Source organism: Pandoraea faecigallinarum, assembly GCF_001029105.3.
GTDB classification, from domain to species: Bacteria; Pseudomonadota; Gammaproteobacteria; order Burkholderiales; family Burkholderiaceae; genus Pandoraea; species Pandoraea faecigallinarum.
Genome location: NZ_CP011807.3, coordinates 2,511,571 through 2,526,961, shown reverse-complemented (window position 1 = coordinate 2,526,961; position 15,391 = coordinate 2,511,571). Strand labels below are relative to the sequence as shown.

Below are 15,391 nucleotides of genomic sequence, written 5' to 3'. Positions count from 1 at the left end.
CTTGCATCGCTTGCAGGCAGGCGAAGGCAATGCATGCCATCGCAAGCCGCATTTCGGAGGATCCGTATGAACGCCGCCTTACCCATAGCCCAACGCCAACTCGCGCCCGCCGTGGTGATACCGCCGGATGCCTGGTTCCGTCACATTCCACCTTTCATGCCCGCGCAATACCCGTTCATCGTTCCCGATGACCGGCGTGGCGAGCGTTTTTCGATGCCGCTGCAATGCGGTGTTCGTCTCCCGCACTCTCTCACTCAGGAGTCTGCCCAATGAGCTACACCTTGAAACCCCTCGCCGAGCAGGTCATCGTCATCACCGGTGCGACGAGCGGTGTGGGGCTCGTCACGGCCCGCAAAGCGGCGCGCCGTGGCGCAAAGCTCGTGCTCGTCGCCCGTAACGAAGTCGCTCTCGAACAACTTTGCGAGGAGATCCGCGAGCAGGGCGGGCAGGCGATTCCTGTCAAGGCCGACGTGTGCGATGCCGAGCAGATGCGCAACGTCGCCGTAAAGGCCATCGAAGCGTTCGGTGAATTCGACACGTGGGTCAACAATGCCGGCGTGTCGATCTTCGGGGCGGCCTCGGATGTGCCGCTCGACGACCAGCGCAAGCTTTTCGACACGAACTACTGGGGCGTAGTGCATGGCTCGCTGGTCGCCGCCGAATATCTGCGCGGCAAGCAGGACGGCGTGGGTGGCGCCATCATCAACATGGGCAGCGAAGCCTCGGACGCACCGATTGCGCTCCAAAGCGCTTACGTGGCGTCCAAACACGCAGTGAAGGGATTTACCGACTCGTTGCGCCTCGAACTCGAATCGGTGCAGGCGCCGGTCAGCGTCACGCTGATCAAACCGGCCGCGCTCGACACGATGTTCGTCAAGCATGCCAAGAATTACCTCGACGTCGAACCGAAGCTGCCGCCCCCCATCTATGACCCGACGCTCGCCGCCGACGCGATTCTCCACGCGGCGACTCATCCGCACCGGGACCTGTTCGTCGGCGCGGCGGCCAAGGTGATCTCGTCGAGCGCTTACCACATGCCGGGGCTTTTCGACCGGATGGCATCGAACCTGTTCTCCCGCTCGCAGCGCACGGACAAACCGCCGCGTCCCCGCGAAGAGAACGCGCTGCACGAGCCTGGGCGCGATATGCAGGAGCGCGAGGGCATGGACGGTTTGGTGTTCCGAAGCTGCCCGTACACCACGATGGCCAAACGGCCGCGCCTGAGCGGCGCACTGGCCGTCGGCGCGGCGGTGCTGGCCTGCACGGCGATCACGCGCATGCGCAAACATGCGGCCCACTGACACGGCAGACACCACTGCCACCGCGCCAACGTCGCATTTGTCATCCGCGCCCGGAGTGGCACGACATGACTCGGCATCCCCCGGGATTCCCCCGGCAACATCGATTATTGGAGAGACAACCATGACGCATCGTCAGCAGCACACCGGACACGAACTGAGCCGTTCACGCTCGCACGAGGGCGAGAAGGCCACGCATGACAAGGGCGGCCATCAAACCGGGCACAACCAGCCGCCGAGCCCGGTCGACGTGCAAAAGGCGCTCAAGGGGATGGATTACCCGTGCAGCAAGGCGGAAATTCTGGCGTGCGCCCGCGATCAGCATGCCGACCGGAAGGTGCTCGACACGCTCCAGAACATTCCGGACATCGAATACAAGTCACCCGCATCCGTGTCGAAGGAACTCGGCCGGTTGATGTGACGCGCCTCGGGCATGATCGTACGAGGCACGATTCAGGAGGCACGGCATGGCAACGATCGTCGCAGGCCGCTTCGACACTTTCGACCAGGCGGGCGAGGTGGCCCGCCGGCTGTACGCGCGTCGTTTCAGGACCGATGACGTGTCGATCTTCTTTCTCAATCCCGCCGGCCAGCACGCGCGCTTTCCCATCGGCGGCGACATGCACGCGGACCCGGGCGCGCGGCCGGGCGGATTGGGCGCGGTGCTCGGCCTCGTGTCGGGCCTGATCGCCGGTGCCGCCATCGGCGCGACGATCTATCGGTTCGGCGTGCCGTGGTGGCCGATACCGATCATTGCCGCGCTCGTCGGCGGTTACGGTGGTGCGTTGGCCGGCGCGCTCTCGCGCATGCGCAGCCGCCGCGCGCGAGCGCAAAGCTATGACGCGCGCGACGCCGGCGTCATCGTCGCTACTCACGTCACGGCGCAAACGGCCGACTCGGCCATGACCGTGCTTCGCAATGCCGGCGCCGACGACATTCAACGTACCGAAGGCGTATGGGAAGACGGGGAATGGCGCGACTTCTCACCGCTTTCGCCTGCTCAACCCCCAACGACCAAGGAGTCCGACCTATGACCGCAAGTCAACACGACAAGCACCCGCCGCCGCAAACGCAGAAGCAGCAGCCCGGTGTGGAAGCCGAAATGGATCCCAAGCCGCAGGATACGGCCAAGGAGTATGTCGGCAGCGGCAAACTCGTCGACAAGGCTGCGATCGTGACCGGCGGCGACAGCGGTATCGGGCGTGCGGTGGCCATCGCCTTCGCCAAAGAAGGCGCCGACGTCGCCATCGTCTATCTCAAAGAATCCGAAGACGCTGCCACGACACGCGAGTTGATCGAGCAAACAGGACGCAAGTGTCTGACCATCGAGGCAGACATCAGCAACCGCGAGAGCGCGCGCAACGCAGTGGAAAAGACGGTGAAAACGTTCGGCCATCTGGACGTGCTGGTCAACAACGCGGGCGAGCAGCATGTTCGCGAAGACCTGACCGAGATATCCGAAGCCCAGTTGCTCAGGACGTTCCAGACCAACGTGTTCGGCATGTTTTTCATGACGCAAGCGGCGCTGGTGCATATGAAGGAGGGCGCACGTATCGTCAACACGGCCTCCGTGACCGCGTACCAGGGCAATCCGGTGCTGCTCGACTATTCCGCCAGCAAGGGCGCGATCGTCTCGTTCACGCGGGCGTTGGCCGCGAATCTTGCGCCCAAGGGCATTTACGTGAACGCCGTCGCGCCCGGACCGATCTGGACGCCGCTCATTCCCTCGACCTTCAGCGCCGATCAGGTAGCCAAGTTCGGTGCCAATACGCCGCTCAAGCGGCCGGGACAACCGGACGAGCTTGCGGCGAGCTACGTCCTGCTCGCCTGCCGCGACGGCAGCTACATGACCGGCCAGACGCTGCATCCGAACGGGGGCACGGCCGTTGGCGGGTAGGCCCGGTGGCCCGCGCGCCATGTTCGACGACTTTGAGGAGATTCGTCATGAAACTCAGACACCGCAGTCAGGGACGCTTCTACCGAAGGTTCTACGGCGTACTCGCCGAACTGGCGCTGGTCACCCCGATCATGGCCGTCGCACAAACGCCGCTCACGCCGCATGAACCCACGCCGGGCGGCACCGACATGATCGACCCGGGCAAACCGCGCGACGCCGATCTCATGACGCATCCGCCCGGGGGCGCCGACGCTTCGTTCGTCGATGCGGCGGGGCGCTCGGGCATGCTCGAAATTCAGGCGAGCCAGTTGGCGCTGGAGCGCTCGCCCAACACCGAGGTCAAGAACTTCGCGCGCCAGATGGTCGCCGATCACACCAGGGCGGGAAATCAGTTGCAACAGATCGCCGCTCGCAAGGGTATTCGCGTCCCGGCGGCGGCCGAGGTCAACCCCGAGTTGCAAACGCTGACATCCAGGCAGGGCCACGACTTCGACGTCGCCTACGTCGCGACTGCCGGGCCGGCGGCGCACGAGCAGGCCGTACGGCTGTTCCAGCGCGAGGCGGACAGCGGGGACGATCCGGAAATCAAGGCGTTCGCCCGCAGCACACTGCCCACGTTGCAACGCCACCTGACGATGGCGCGCAAGCTCGCTACGTCCGTTGCCAATACGAAGTCACGTTAAAACGTACAGGAGCCATTCATGACTCGTCGCAAAACGCCGCAATCGGGCGCGCCATCCACGCCGCAGACCGGTACGCCTGCCTTCGCCGCCGTAAGCGGCTACCGCCAGTCCGACGGAGGCCCGGCGTCGGCGCCGGACGCCGCGAGCCGCGATCCGGGCGTGAAGCGATCCCGCGAGTTGGGACAGACGGTCGACGGCATGCCCTACAACACGGAGAAGGCATCCGAATATGGCGCCGGCGCCGGCATTCCAGCCCCGGGCGACACGTCGAAGTCTGCGTCGCCCGCGGCCCATGCCAGTACGCTCGGAGAACGACTTGCGACGCCCAAGACCGGCGGCGCGGCAACGCCGGGTGTGAATGCCGTGACGGGCGAGCTCTCCCGGGTGCGCGCCGACGCACAGGGCACGCCGCTCACGACGAATCAGGGCGTGTCTGTGGCAGACAACCAGAACTCGCTCGTGGGCGGGCTGCGCGGCCCGGCGCTGCTCAAGGATTTCATGTTGCGCGAGAAGATCACGCACTTCGATCATGAACGGATTCCCGAGCGTGTCGTGCATGCGCGCGGCTCTGCCGCGCACGGATATTTCGAATCGTACGAATCGCTCACCGAGCTGACGTGCGCCGCCCCGTTTGCCGAAGCCGGCAAACGCACGCCGGTTTTCGTGCGCTTCTCGACGGTGGCCGGAGAACGCGGCTCCAAGGACACGGCACGCGACGTGCGCGGATTCGCGGTCAAGTTCTATACCGACCACGGCAACTGGGATCTGGTCGGCAACAACATGCCGGTGTTCTTCATTCAGGACGCCATGAAGTTTCCCGACCTCGTGCATGCGGTCAAGCCCGAGCCGCACCATGCCATGCCGCAGGCGGCGTCGGCGCATGACACGTTTTACGACTTCATTTCGCTCTCCCCGGAATCGACCCACATGATGATGTGGCTGATGTCCGACCGGGCAATTCCCCGGAGCTTTCGCACGATGCAGGGCTTCGGCGTCCATACGTACCGCTTCGTCAATGCGCAGGGTGTGTCGAAGCTGGTCAAATTTCACTGGACGCCGCGCTTCGGCACACATTCGCTCGTGTGGGACGAAGCGGTGAAGATCGCCGGCGCGGATCCGGACTTCCACCGCCGCGATCTGTGGGAGTCCATCGAAAACGGGCAGTACCCGGAGTGGGAACTGGGCGTGCAGATCTTCACCGAGGCGCAGGCCGATACGTTCAGCTTCGACGTGCTCGACGCCACGAAGATCGTTCCCGAAGAACTGATTCCGGTCATGCCCATCGGCCGGATGGTACTCGAGCGCAATCCCGACAACTTCTTCGCGGAGACGGAGCAGGTGGCATTCTGCGTGGCGAACGTGGTGCCGGGCATCGATTTCACCAACGATCCGCTACTCGCCGGTCGCATCCATTCGTATTTCGATACGCAGATCAGCCGGCTGGGCGGGCCGAACTTCCATGAATTGCCCATCAACGGCCCCGTCGTGCCGGTGCAGAACCATCAGCGCGACGGCATGCACCGTCAGACGATCCATCGTGGTCGCGTCGCCTACGACCCAAACTCGATGGGCGGCGGATGTCCGTTCCAGACCGGCGCCACCGGCTATGTGCCGTTCCCCGAACCGATGCCGCCTGGCGGTGTGGAGATGCGCGGCAAGCCCGCGAAGTTCGCCGAGCATTTTGCTCAGGCAACACTGTTCTATGAGAGTCAATCGCCAGCCGGACAGCGCCATATCGTCGACGCGTATCGTTTCGAGCTGAGTCACGTGACGGTGCCGGGCATTCGCCGCCGTATGCTCTCGATGCTGCGCAATGTGTCCGAGCCGATGGCCGCGGCCATCGCGAAGGGGCTCGGCATGCCGCTGCCCGACCCGATGCCGCCGGCGGCCGACGCACCGGCCGCACCCGAAGTCGAGCGCTCCGCGGCGCTCGCGATGGAGGCGCATCCGGGCGAAGCAGGCATTGCCGCGCGCAAGATCGCCGTGCTCGTGACCGATGGGACCGACGTCGAAGTCGTCCGGACGGTGTCCGAAGCGCTCGGCGCGAGGCGTGCAGACGTTCGGCTCGTTGGCGAACACATCGGGCTTTGCCCGGCGTGCGGCGGCATGCTCGACGCCGACGCTGCTCTGGACAGCCAGCCGGGGTTTCTCTTCGACGCCGTCGTCATTGCTCCCGGCGATCCCGCGGTGGACCGGCTGTGCAGCAACGGCCACGCGCTGGAGTTCGTCCGCAATCAATTCCGCCATTGCAAGACGCTGCTTGCCATTGGCGAAGGCCGGCAGTTGCTCGACGCTGCCGGAATCGCCCCCGAGGCCGACGACCGCGGGGTTTGCTTTAGCGCGACGCCGGACGCGCAGACGCTCGACGCTTTTATCCAGGCTGTCTCTGCGCACCGGCACTTCGCCAGGGAGGAGAGCGCCGGCTGGCGCAAGATTTGATATGGCCGCCGTCCTGACATTCCGTTACCGCAGCTACAGCGTCATTTGTTCCGCATTGCCGCATCCGAGCGGCGGGTTCACCGGCAAAGCACTGGTGCAAATCACCGAAGGCATGATTCGTCATCATGAAGTCGAAACGCTGAAAGACGACATACATCCCGACGAGCAAACCGCGCTGGAGGAAGCTGCGAGCGTCGCGCGCGAATGGATCGACGCGCAGTACCAATGATCGGTCGTTCCGGACAGGTCAAGGCGCAACGAAGGAATCATTGTGGGGCAAGCAGCGCCACAGGCAAGACGTCGAGCATCTCGGCAACCGGTAAATTGCCGTGCGCGGCCGCGCGGACCGGCGTGCCCGTCAGCAGATTGCGCCAGCGCGCGCCTTGTGAGACCGTACCGACGTGGACTACCGTGTCTTGCCAGTCCTGCGCCCGCAGGCATGGGTTCACGCCGTCCGGTCGTGTCATCGCTTCGCTCGCCGCGCCCAGATGACGCGCAGCGTGCCGCGTGGCGACGCACACGACGCTCGACCCCGAACCGGCGTGCGGCACACGTGCGAAAGCCACGACCTGCGCCTGGCACGGCCCGCCCGAACTCAGGGGAACGTAGTCGCCTTGCGCGAACGCAGCGGCAAACTGTTTGCGCAAATGCAGCAGGCGACACAGCAGCGTCAGCTTCACTTCGCCGTCGCGCCATCGATTCATCAGCGAGCGCCACGCTTGCGGGCCCACGACGCCGTTCGATGCAGGGGGGTTCCACATCGCGGCATCGAAACGTACCGGGCGGCGATTGTCGGGATCGACCAGTGTCTGGTCCCAGCCGAGGCTCGCCTGATAGGTATCGGGTACGCCGGGACATGTCAGCCGGAGAAACATCTGCGTCAAACCATTCAATGCACCGGCAGGCCCGATGGCGTTGGAGAACGCCTGCATCGACCGGACGAATGCGCTCGCGCCCATGATCTCGTTGAGAAAGGCATCGCAGGCCGCTTCGTAAGCGGCATCCGGCGCGAGCCACGACGTGCGAACCCCGGCTTCCCGGTTCGCCTTGCGTTGCCATTGGGCGATTCGCTCGGCGAATGAGCGCACGGACGCCGCGCTTGGCGATGCCGTGTGCCAAGCGCATGGCCACGCACCGAGCAGCGTCTGGTACAGCATCAATTCATGGGCCGCGCACGGCGAGTCCGACGAGGCGTGCCGGAACCGGTCGTTTTCCGCGCGCCACCCCTGAACCGCTTCGGCCCATTGCGACGGAATTTCCGAGAGCACCGCCAATCGCGCACGAATGTCTTCGCCACGCTTGTGATCGTGCGTGGCGGTCGTCAACATGGCGCGCGGCCAATGGCGGGCACGATAGGCGTTGGCTTGGTGGAAGGCGTCGAGCGGCCGGGCGAGCGTCGCCGCTTCGCAGCCCACGTCATTACGCGAGAGCAGGCGTCCCCAGCGATAACCCGCAGTATCCTCGACCGCCTTGGCCGCCAGCGGCGCGGTGACCTGTGCGAAGCGGATCTGCACTTCGCGCCGCAGGGACGTCTGCCCCTCGGAGGGCGTCAGCCACTCGACCAACTGCGACAGCGCGGCGTGATCGATCGGGTGCAGCAGACGCTTCGCACCGGCCGTCGCCGCCGCCAGCACAGGGTGAGCCTCCTCCGAGGCGTCCGGATAAGCCCGGTAGACCGGGAACGACGCCGCCAGCGCACACATGCATCGCCGCAAGCAGGTCACGCCATAGTCGCGCGCGCGGGTATCCGGTTCGGCGTCGATCAATGCGCTCAGCGCCTTGACGGCCCGCGCCGTCTCGCTGCCAAAGCGCTCGTCGAGCAGTTGGCGGCGTGCCTCACGCACATGCGCGTCGAAGTCGCGCCGGTCGTGCGTGCACGCTTGCCAAAAGCCGTCCAACGCCGTCGCACCGTGTTCGTCGTGAAGCAGGGCACCGACATCGTTCATGAAGTCGTAACCGGTCGTGCCGTCCGTCTCCCAGCGCGCGTCGAGCCGCTCGCCGTCCATCAGAATCTTCTCGACGACAATCCAGGGCTCGCGGCCGTGTCCCTGCTCGCGCAGCGCAGCCCGCAGTTTTCGGCAGTAGGCGCCCGGGTCGCTCAGCCCATCGACGTGGTCGATACGCACGCCGTCGATCACGGCGTCGGCGAACAGACGCAACAACAGGGCGTGAACGGCCTCGAAGACTTCCGGTTGTTCGACGCGCACGGCGACGAGCGACGTGATGTCGAAGAACCGTCGCCAGTTCAGCGCGTCGCGCGCGAGCGGCCAATACGTCAGATGAAAATGTTGGTTCGAGAGCACCGCTTGCCAATCCTGTGGCGTGCGTGCCGCATCGGCTTGGGCAGACGTCTCGGGCGCGAGCGGCCAGCGCGTTCCGTCATAAGCCAGCGACGCCTCGCCGCGCCCGCCGTGAATCACCGAGAGCTTGCGCCGTGCGAGGCCGTCGGCCAAAGGCTCGGGGAGAACGGGCAGAAGAACTTTGCCCGCCGGCACGTCAGCGTTGCCCTCCCAGTCGATGTCGAAATACCGGGCGTACACGCTGTGAGCACCGCGTCGCAGAACATCCCGCCACCAGCGATTGCGCGAGCCGTTGCCCATATGATTCGGGACAATGTCCACCACGAGCCCGATGCCATGCGCTGCGAGCCGGTCATGAAGACGCCGCAGCCCGGACTCGCCACCGAGCCCTTCACTGATCGTGCCCGGATCGACGACGTCGTAGCCGTGCGTCGAGCCGGGCGTGGACGTCCAGATGGGCGACGCATAAAGATGCGTGACACCCAGTGCGGCAAAGGCCGGGACGTCGCGCTCGGCTTGGACGAATGTGTAGCCGGCGTTGAACTGAATGCGCAGCGTGGACAGCGGTGTCATGTCGGCCCCCATTCGCGCACTCACGACCGGACGGACCGGCGCGCGCTTGCGGATCGCGTTCGCGCGAAGCGCGTCAGCCGGGACGCAACGTCCGGCTCGCGCAGCAGGGCGTCGGCCGGCGCACGCAGGCGGCGGCGCCAGTTGGGGTGTTCGGTCGTCGTGCCCGGGAGATTGTCGGCCTCCTGCGCACCGATGGCGTCTGCGATGGGCAGCAGGACCAGCGCAGAGGGCGCGAGTGCGACGAAATCGACGATGGCGTCCAGCGGCGCGGTGGACGGGGCGCGTCCCGCCGGTGACGGCAGCCGTTCGGCCATGCGCGCGTCCGACGCCGGACCGGGCGGCTGCGGCGCGGCCGCGTGGCCGCTCTCGTTGACGACTCCCGCCGCGCTCATCGCCTGCCATAACGCTGTGCGGTCCTCGCGACGGACACGGCGCGCGATGCGCGCGTCGATGGACGAGGGCGCGAGGCGTACCCGCCAGGCGATGTCGCGACCGGTCCACCAGCCGACGGCCGTCGGCAGATCGTGCGTGCTGGTCGTGGCCACGGCGTCTACACGCCATTGCGACGGATCCAGAAACGCGCGCGGCGTTTTTTTCGGCCCGGGCGGCACGTCGTCGCGGGCGAACCAGAGGACGTCCGTGCCGAGCACCCCTTGCGTGGCAACGCGAGCGCGGAAATCCGCCGGCACCGTTCCGAGGTCCTCACCGATCACGATCGCCCGATGGCGAGACGACTCAAGCGCCACGATCGCGAGTAACTCGTCGAGGGGATAGCGAAGATAGGCGCCGGCGCTCGCCGGCGCGCCCGCCGGGCACACCCACAGACGCGAGAGTCCCAGCACATGATCGATGCGCACGCCGCCCGAGAATGCGAGCGCGGCGCGAAGCGCGGCGATGAACGGGCGATAGCCGCGCTGTTGAAAGGCCCACGGCGAAAACGTCGTCAGTCCCCATACCTGCCCGGCCGGGTTGAACGCATCCGGCGGCGCGCCGAGCGATATGCCTTCGAGCAGATGCCCGGCGTCCGACCATGCCTCGCTTCCGGTCGAATCGACACCCACGGCCATGTCGGCAATGAGCCCGATTTCCATGCCCGCCGCTTGCGCCTGTCGATGCGCGTCATGCAGCCCCTGGAAAGCCAGCCATTGCAGAAAGACGTGAAATGTCACCGCGTCCGCGTGTTCGAATGCCAGGCGTTCTGCCTGAGGCGCCCACGGCGAGCGCAACCCCGGCGGCCAGCGCCGCCAGTCGTCGCCATGCGTCGAGTGCAGGCGCTCGTGGAGCATTTCGAAGCGCGCGTGCGCCTCCAGCGAGTCACGCCCATCGCGGCGAAAGCGCTTGAGCGAGCCCGCCTGATCGGCAGAGAGCCAATGCTCGCGCTGATCGTACAGATGGCGCAGCACCTGCAAGCGCGCGACGGAGGCCGCAGGCCAGTTGACCAGACGCTGGCGCTCGCGCTGCGCGTATCCGGAGATCAGCCTGAGCCGTCGCGCGGCTTCCATGGCTTCGGGCATGCCACACAGCGCGGCCGGATCGATATGCGCCACGTTGTACCACTGACGGTTCGACGGCGAGTACGGGCTGTATTGCGCGGGACGCGCCCCGAACATCGCGTGCGCAGGGCTGATCGCCAGCGCGTGTGCGCCGTGTGCGGCAACCGCTGCCGCGGCGTCGGCCAGCGCGCCATAGTGGCCGAGGCCGCCGTCGCCTTCGCTGCGCAGTCCGTACAGCGGCACACTCATGCCCCAATGGCGCGCGGTGGCGGGCAACCGGTGAGCATGCGGCGGCGCGACGATCAGCGAGAGCCGCACGTTGCCGATTTCGAGATGGTGATACCCGGGCACGTCCATCGATGGGATCAGCGACGCCCCGGAGTCCGGATCGATTTCGGTCGTCCCGTCGACGGTCTCGCCATCTTCGAGATGAATCCGGTACGCCAACCGCTTGCGCCCGGCCGTCAGCGACAGCGCAGGCAGCGTCGCCGGCACCCCGACGCGCGTGACGATCTGCGCTTCGTCGGAGAGCGACGCCGGCGATTCGAGATAGGCCAGACTGTCGCGGCACTGCGCAGCGTTGCCGCAGCGCAGCCCCATGGCGTCGAGCAAGGCACGCAACACGTCGAGCGAGACGGTGTGCGACTGACCGGCGGCGTCGTCCCAGTGAACCAGCAAGCCCGCTCGTTGCGCGAGCGTATGCAGCGCGTCTTGCGAAGGCGGGGAGAGTAGCGAAGCGGCGGTTCTGATCATAACGGTTCCTCCAGCCAGGCCACGCAGGCGTGAGCGCGTAGCGAGCCTTCGGCGAGCGCGTCGGCGGCTTGTGGCGGGGTCTGGCAAAGCGTGACGCCCGCCGGATGCAGCGTTTCGGTGTCCGTCGCCACACCCAGCTCGCCAAGATTCACGACGATGGCCAGCACCGCGCCATCGTTCAGACGCCAGCGTGCACTGAGCGCGGTCGGACTCAGTACCTCGACGCCTGCGGAGGTGGCCCCCGGCAGCCGAGGCACGATCCATGTGCGCCGCAGTTCAATGAGGCCGCGATACCACGACAGCCAGTCGTCGGCGGCAAGCGTGTTCTGTTCGCCGGGCGCGAGGCATGAGGCAGCGAACGTCTCGGGATCGTTCGGGTCGGGAACGCTTGCGCGCATGTCGCCGCCAAGGCGTGCGAACTCCTCGCGCCGGCCCTCACGTACGGCGTCGGCCAGAGCGCCCCGGTAGTCGGTGAAGAACAGGAACGGCGCGTCGCTTGCCCATTCCTCGCCCATGAACAACATCGGAATCTGCGGACACAGCAGCAGCAGCGCGACGGCGGCACGCAGCGCAGCCGGATGCGCCTGCGTTGCGAGCCGGTCGCCGAAGGGACGGTTTCCCACCTGATCGTGGTTTTGCAGGAAGGAGACGAACGACGTTGGAGACAGAAAGCTGCTCGGCTCACCTCGCGGCCTGTCCAGGCGGCCCACGCGCTCGCCCTGGTAAGCGAAGCCCTCGGCCAGCGCGCGGGCAAGATGCGCGACGGGCTTTTCGGCAAAGTCCGCGTAGTACCCCTGGCGCTCGCCCGTGAGCAGCACATGCAGCGAATTGTGGAAATCGTCGTTCCATTGCGCGGCGCCGGTGTTCGCCAGCAATGCGGCGGCGTTATGTTCGTTCTCGAAAATCAGATGAGCGTGCCGCCCCGGATCGCGCGCCGCGATCTCGTCGCGAACGCAAGTGGCCAGCTCCTGCACGAACGCGTCGTTGCCGATGGCGTGAACGGCGTCCAGGCGCAACGCGTCCACCCGGAATTCGAACAGCCAGTACAAGGCGTTCTGAATGAAGTACTGGCGCACGCAGGGTTCGTCGAAGTCGAGCGAAGCGCCCCAGGGCGTTTGCGCCGTGCCGTCGAAGAAGCGCGACGCGTACGAGGCGAGGTAGTTGCCGCTCGGACCGAAGTGGTTGTAGACCACGTCCAGGAACACCATCATGTCCTCGGCATGCGCGGCGTCGATGAGGGCCTTGAGTTCTTCTACCGTGCCGTAGGCGCTCTCGGGCGCAAAGGGCAAGACGCCGTCGTAACCCCAGTTGCGGCGGCCCTCGAACGTGCCGATCGGCATCAACTCAATGGCGCTCACGCCCAACTGTGCAAGGTATGGCAGACGCGCCCGAACACCGTTATAGCCGCCCAGCGCGCCCGCGTGAAGTTCGTAGATCACTGTTTCGTGCCACGGCCTTGCGCGCCATCCGGGCGTTTGCCATGCGTACGTGCGCGGGTCGATCACGACGCTCATGTCGTGCGGCCCCCCGGCCTGCGCTCGCGAAGCCGGGTCGGGCACTCTCCGGCCGTCGGGCAGGACGAAGGCGTACCGGGTACCGGCGATGCACGGCACCGTCAACTCGAAGTGCCCCTCGCTGGACGGAAGCATCGGTACGGGCGCCTCTTGCTCGATGACGAGTTGCAGCGCGGCCACGTCCGGCGCCCAGATGCGAAACCGCGTCGTGCCGTCTGCCTGCAATGCGGCGCCGAAGGGGAGCGGAAATGCGTAAGTTGTGGTCATGATGGACGCAGGGACAGGTAGCAGGGACAGGTAGACGGGGAGCGGAATCAGGCGGCCGAGGCCGGCGCGCTGTCGCGCCACCGGCCGGTCACCACCATGGCGGCGTGCGCTTCGATTTCGACGCCGTCGCCGCCAAGCGGCGCCGGTTCTCGCGACGCATCGGCGGAATCCAGATGCAATTGCCAGTCGCCGCCGGGCGTGGGCCAGTGGAACAACAGCGGCACGTCGGCGGCATTCATCATCAGCAGTGCGATATCGATACCGCCATCCGCGCGCCGCGCCGCGCGACGAAGCACGAGCGCGCGGCCTTTCACGTTGTGCCAGTCCTCGTCGGCGAGTTGCAGGCCGCGTTCGTCATACCAGGAAATGGCCGCCAGCTCGTCCGTGACCCATTCGTCTTCGGACGAAAAGCGAACGATGCGCAGCAGCGGCACGTCGCGGCGCAAGGCGATGGCGCGCGCGGCGAAACCGGTCATGGCGACCCCCTCGGGGGAAGCTGCCTGCCGCCAACTGAGCCACGAGATGTCGTTGTCCTGACAGTAGGCGTTGTTGTTGCCCCGCTGGCTCCGCCCGAACTCGTCGCCGGCGAGCATCATGGGTGTACCGCTGGCGAACAGCAGCGTCATCAGCAGCGAACGCCGAACGCGCTCGCGCAGCGCGATGATCCCCGCGTCGTCGGCCGGTCCCTCCACGCCCCAGTTGGCGCTGAAGTTCTCGCCTGCGCCATCCCGGTTGTCCTCGCCGTTCGCTTCGTTGTGACGCTCGGCGTAGGCGGTCAGATCGGCCAGCGTGAACCCGTCGTGGGCCGTCACGAAGTTCAGCGACGCCCATGGCTTGCGCCAGCGGCGCGCGAACAGGCCCGCCGAGCCGAGCAGGCGCTCCGCGATGTCCGGCCGAATGCCGTCGTCGCCGCGCCAGAAGCGGCGCACGGTGTCGCGAAACTTGCCGTTCCATTCCGCGAAGCCCGGTGGATGCTGTCCCAACTGATAACCATCCGGCCCGATGTCCCACGGTTCGGAGATGAGCTTGGTGCGGGCCAGCACGGGATCCTGCCCGATGGCGTCGAAGAATCCTGCGCCCGGATCGAAGCCATATCCCTCGCGCCCCAGCGTGACGCCCAGATCGAAGCGAAAGCCATCGATCTGCATCGTCTCCACCCAGTACCGCAACGAGTCCATCACCATCTGCAATACGCGCGGATGGGACAGATTGACGGTGTTCCCGCACCCGGTATCGTTGATGAAGTACCGCTCGTCGCCCGGCACCAGCCGGTAGTAGCTGGCGTTGTCGAACCCGCGCCACGAGAGGGTCGGACCGAGTTCGTTGCCTTCGCACGTGTGGTTGTACACGACGTCGAGAATCACTTCGATACCCGCCGCGTGCAGCGCGCGCACGGCGCGACGCATGGCGTCCACACCGCCGCTGCCGAGATACGATGCCTCGGGCGCGAAGAACGCCAACGTGTTGTAGCCCCAGAAATTGCGTAATCCCCGGTCCACCAGAATGCGGTCGTGCAAAAACGCGTGGACCGGCAGCAGTTCGACGGCGGTAATGCCGAGCCGGTGCAGATGGTCGACGACTCTCGGCGAGGCGAGCGCCTCGAAGGTGCCCCGCACCGGTTGACGCAGCCCGTCCATCTGCATCGTCATGCCGCGCACGTGCGCTTCGAGGATGACGGTGTCGTCCCATGCCGTATGCGGGCGCGTGTCGTGGCGCAACGTGTCCGGCGCTTCGACGACGACCGCCTTGGGCATGGCGGGCGCACTGTCGCGCCGGTCGATGGAGAGGTCGGCCTTGTGCGACGTCACGCGATAGCCGAACAGCGCATCCGACCATCGAACCTTGCCGAGCAACGCGCGCGCGTAGGGATCGAGCAGCAATTTGGCGGGATTGAAACGATGCCCCTGTTCTGGCGCATAGGGGCCATGCGCGCGGTAGCCGTACACCAGCCCCGGCCCGGCGCCCGGCAGGTAGCCATGCCATATCTCGTCGGTACATTCGGGCAGGGCGAGACGTTTGAGTTCCTTGCGGCCGCGATCGTCGAACAGGCAGAGTTCGATACGTTCGGCGTTGGCCGAAAACACGGCGAAGTTCACCCCCAGACCGTCCCACGTCGCGCCGAGCGGGGAGGGGCGCCCGGGCGACAGCTTGTCGACGTGCGAATGCGGCATCGG

11 protein-coding genes are annotated in these 15,391 nt (G+C 66.3%); 7 read left to right on the top strand and 4 right to left on the bottom strand.

Translation table 11 applies throughout. From position 1 onward, the window contains the following. Positions 1–269 precede the first annotated feature (269 nt). The 7 genes from AB870_RS11120 to AB870_RS11090 all read left to right on the top strand — a co-directional run bounded on the left by AB870_RS11120 (position 270) and on the right by AB870_RS11090 (position 6,546). Positions 270–1,301, top strand: coding sequence for an SDR family oxidoreductase (locus AB870_RS11120; RefSeq protein ID WP_047908037.1), 1,032 nt, complete (start codon positions 270–272; stop codon positions 1,299–1,301). Positions 1,302–1,422: 121 nt separating this feature from the next. Next, a complete protein-coding gene (locus AB870_RS11115) occupies positions 1,423–1,719 on the top strand; it encodes a DUF2795 domain-containing protein (RefSeq protein ID WP_047908036.1) in 297 nt (98 codons plus the stop codon). A 46-nt stretch (positions 1,720–1,765) separates the two neighbouring features. Continuing rightward, on the top strand, positions 1,766–2,332 hold the full coding sequence (locus AB870_RS11110; protein ID WP_047908035.1) for a hypothetical protein: 567 nt from the start codon (positions 1,766–1,768) through the stop codon (positions 2,330–2,332). Continuing rightward, positions 2,329–3,195, top strand: coding sequence for an SDR family oxidoreductase (locus tag AB870_RS11105; RefSeq protein ID WP_047908034.1), 867 nt, complete (start codon positions 2,329–2,331; stop codon positions 3,193–3,195). Before AB870_RS11110 ends, AB870_RS11105 begins: the two co-directional genes overlap by 4 nt. A 47-nt stretch (positions 3,196–3,242) precedes the next feature. After that, complete coding sequence (locus AB870_RS11100; protein WP_053059682.1) at positions 3,243–3,878, top strand: DUF4142 domain-containing protein; 636 nt, start codon at positions 3,243–3,245, stop codon at positions 3,876–3,878. Positions 3,879–3,896: 18 nt separating this feature from the next. After that, a complete protein-coding gene (locus tag AB870_RS11095) occupies positions 3,897–6,317 on the top strand; it encodes a catalase (RefSeq protein ID WP_047908033.1) in 2,421 nt (806 codons plus the stop codon). A 1-nt stretch (position 6,318) separates the two neighbouring features. Then, the gene (locus AB870_RS11090; RefSeq protein WP_047908032.1) at positions 6,319–6,546 is read left to right on the top strand and encodes a hypothetical protein; all 228 of its coding nucleotides are present in this window, start codon (positions 6,319–6,321) and stop codon (positions 6,544–6,546) included. A 37-nt stretch (positions 6,547–6,583) separates the two neighbouring features. On the opposite strand, the gene treY is transcribed toward AB870_RS11090, so the two are convergent. Genes treY through glgX form a run of 4 tightly spaced genes read right to left on the bottom strand, consistent with a single transcriptional unit; the run spans position 6,584 to position 15,388 of the window. Next, on the bottom strand, positions 6,584–9,190 hold the full coding sequence (gene treY / locus AB870_RS11085) for a malto-oligosyltrehalose synthase (protein WP_167362696.1): 2,607 nt from the start codon (positions 9,188–9,190) through the stop codon (positions 6,584–6,586). Positions 9,191–9,210: 20 nt separating this feature from the next. Continuing rightward, complete coding sequence (malQ, locus tag AB870_RS11080) at positions 9,211–11,436, bottom strand: 4-alpha-glucanotransferase (RefSeq protein ID WP_047908031.1); 2,226 nt, start codon at positions 11,434–11,436, stop codon at positions 9,211–9,213. Then, positions 11,433–13,217 carry a malto-oligosyltrehalose trehalohydrolase gene (treZ, locus tag AB870_RS11075; RefSeq protein ID WP_047909106.1) on the bottom strand — a complete coding sequence of 595 codons (1,785 nt, stop codon included), beginning with the start codon at positions 13,215–13,217 and terminating at the stop codon, positions 11,433–11,435. Before treZ ends, malQ begins: the two co-directional genes overlap by 4 nt. A 47-nt stretch (positions 13,218–13,264) precedes the next feature. Further along, positions 13,265–15,388, bottom strand: a complete 2,124-nt coding sequence (glgX, locus tag AB870_RS11070; protein ID WP_064674815.1) for a glycogen debranching protein GlgX — start codon at positions 15,386–15,388, stop codon at positions 13,265–13,267. Positions 15,389–15,391 lie beyond the last annotated feature (3 nt).

What these genes read in the sequence shown, in the direction of transcription:
- treZ (WP_047909106.1), bottom strand. Translation starts at nt 13,217, where the DNA reads ATGACCACAACTTACGCATTTCCGCTCCCCTTCGGCGCCGCATTGCAG.
- glgX (WP_064674815.1), bottom strand. Translation starts at nt 15,388, where the DNA reads ATGCCGCATTCGCACGTCGACAAGCTGTCGCCCGGGCGCCCCTCCCCG.
- AB870_RS11120 (WP_047908037.1), top strand. Translation starts at nt 270, where the DNA reads ATGAGCTACACCTTGAAACCCCTCGCCGAGCAGGTCATCGTCATCACC.
- AB870_RS11100 (WP_053059682.1), top strand. Translation starts at nt 3,243, where the DNA reads ATGAAACTCAGACACCGCAGTCAGGGACGCTTCTACCGAAGGTTCTAC.
- AB870_RS11115 (WP_047908036.1), top strand. Translation starts at nt 1,423, where the DNA reads ATGACGCATCGTCAGCAGCACACCGGACACGAACTGAGCCGTTCACGC.
- AB870_RS11105 (WP_047908034.1), top strand. Translation starts at nt 2,329, where the DNA reads ATGACCGCAAGTCAACACGACAAGCACCCGCCGCCGCAAACGCAGAAG.
- malQ (WP_047908031.1), bottom strand. Translation starts at nt 11,436, where the DNA reads ATGATCAGAACCGCCGCTTCGCTACTCTCCCCGCCTTCGCAAGACGCG.
- treY (WP_167362696.1), bottom strand. Translation starts at nt 9,190, where the DNA reads ATGACACCGCTGTCCACGCTGCGCATTCAGTTCAACGCCGGCTACACA.
- AB870_RS11110 (WP_047908035.1), top strand. Translation starts at nt 1,766, where the DNA reads ATGGCAACGATCGTCGCAGGCCGCTTCGACACTTTCGACCAGGCGGGC.
- AB870_RS11095 (WP_047908033.1), top strand. Translation starts at nt 3,897, where the DNA reads ATGACTCGTCGCAAAACGCCGCAATCGGGCGCGCCATCCACGCCGCAG.
- AB870_RS11090 (WP_047908032.1), top strand. Translation starts at nt 6,319, where the DNA reads ATGGCCGCCGTCCTGACATTCCGTTACCGCAGCTACAGCGTCATTTGT.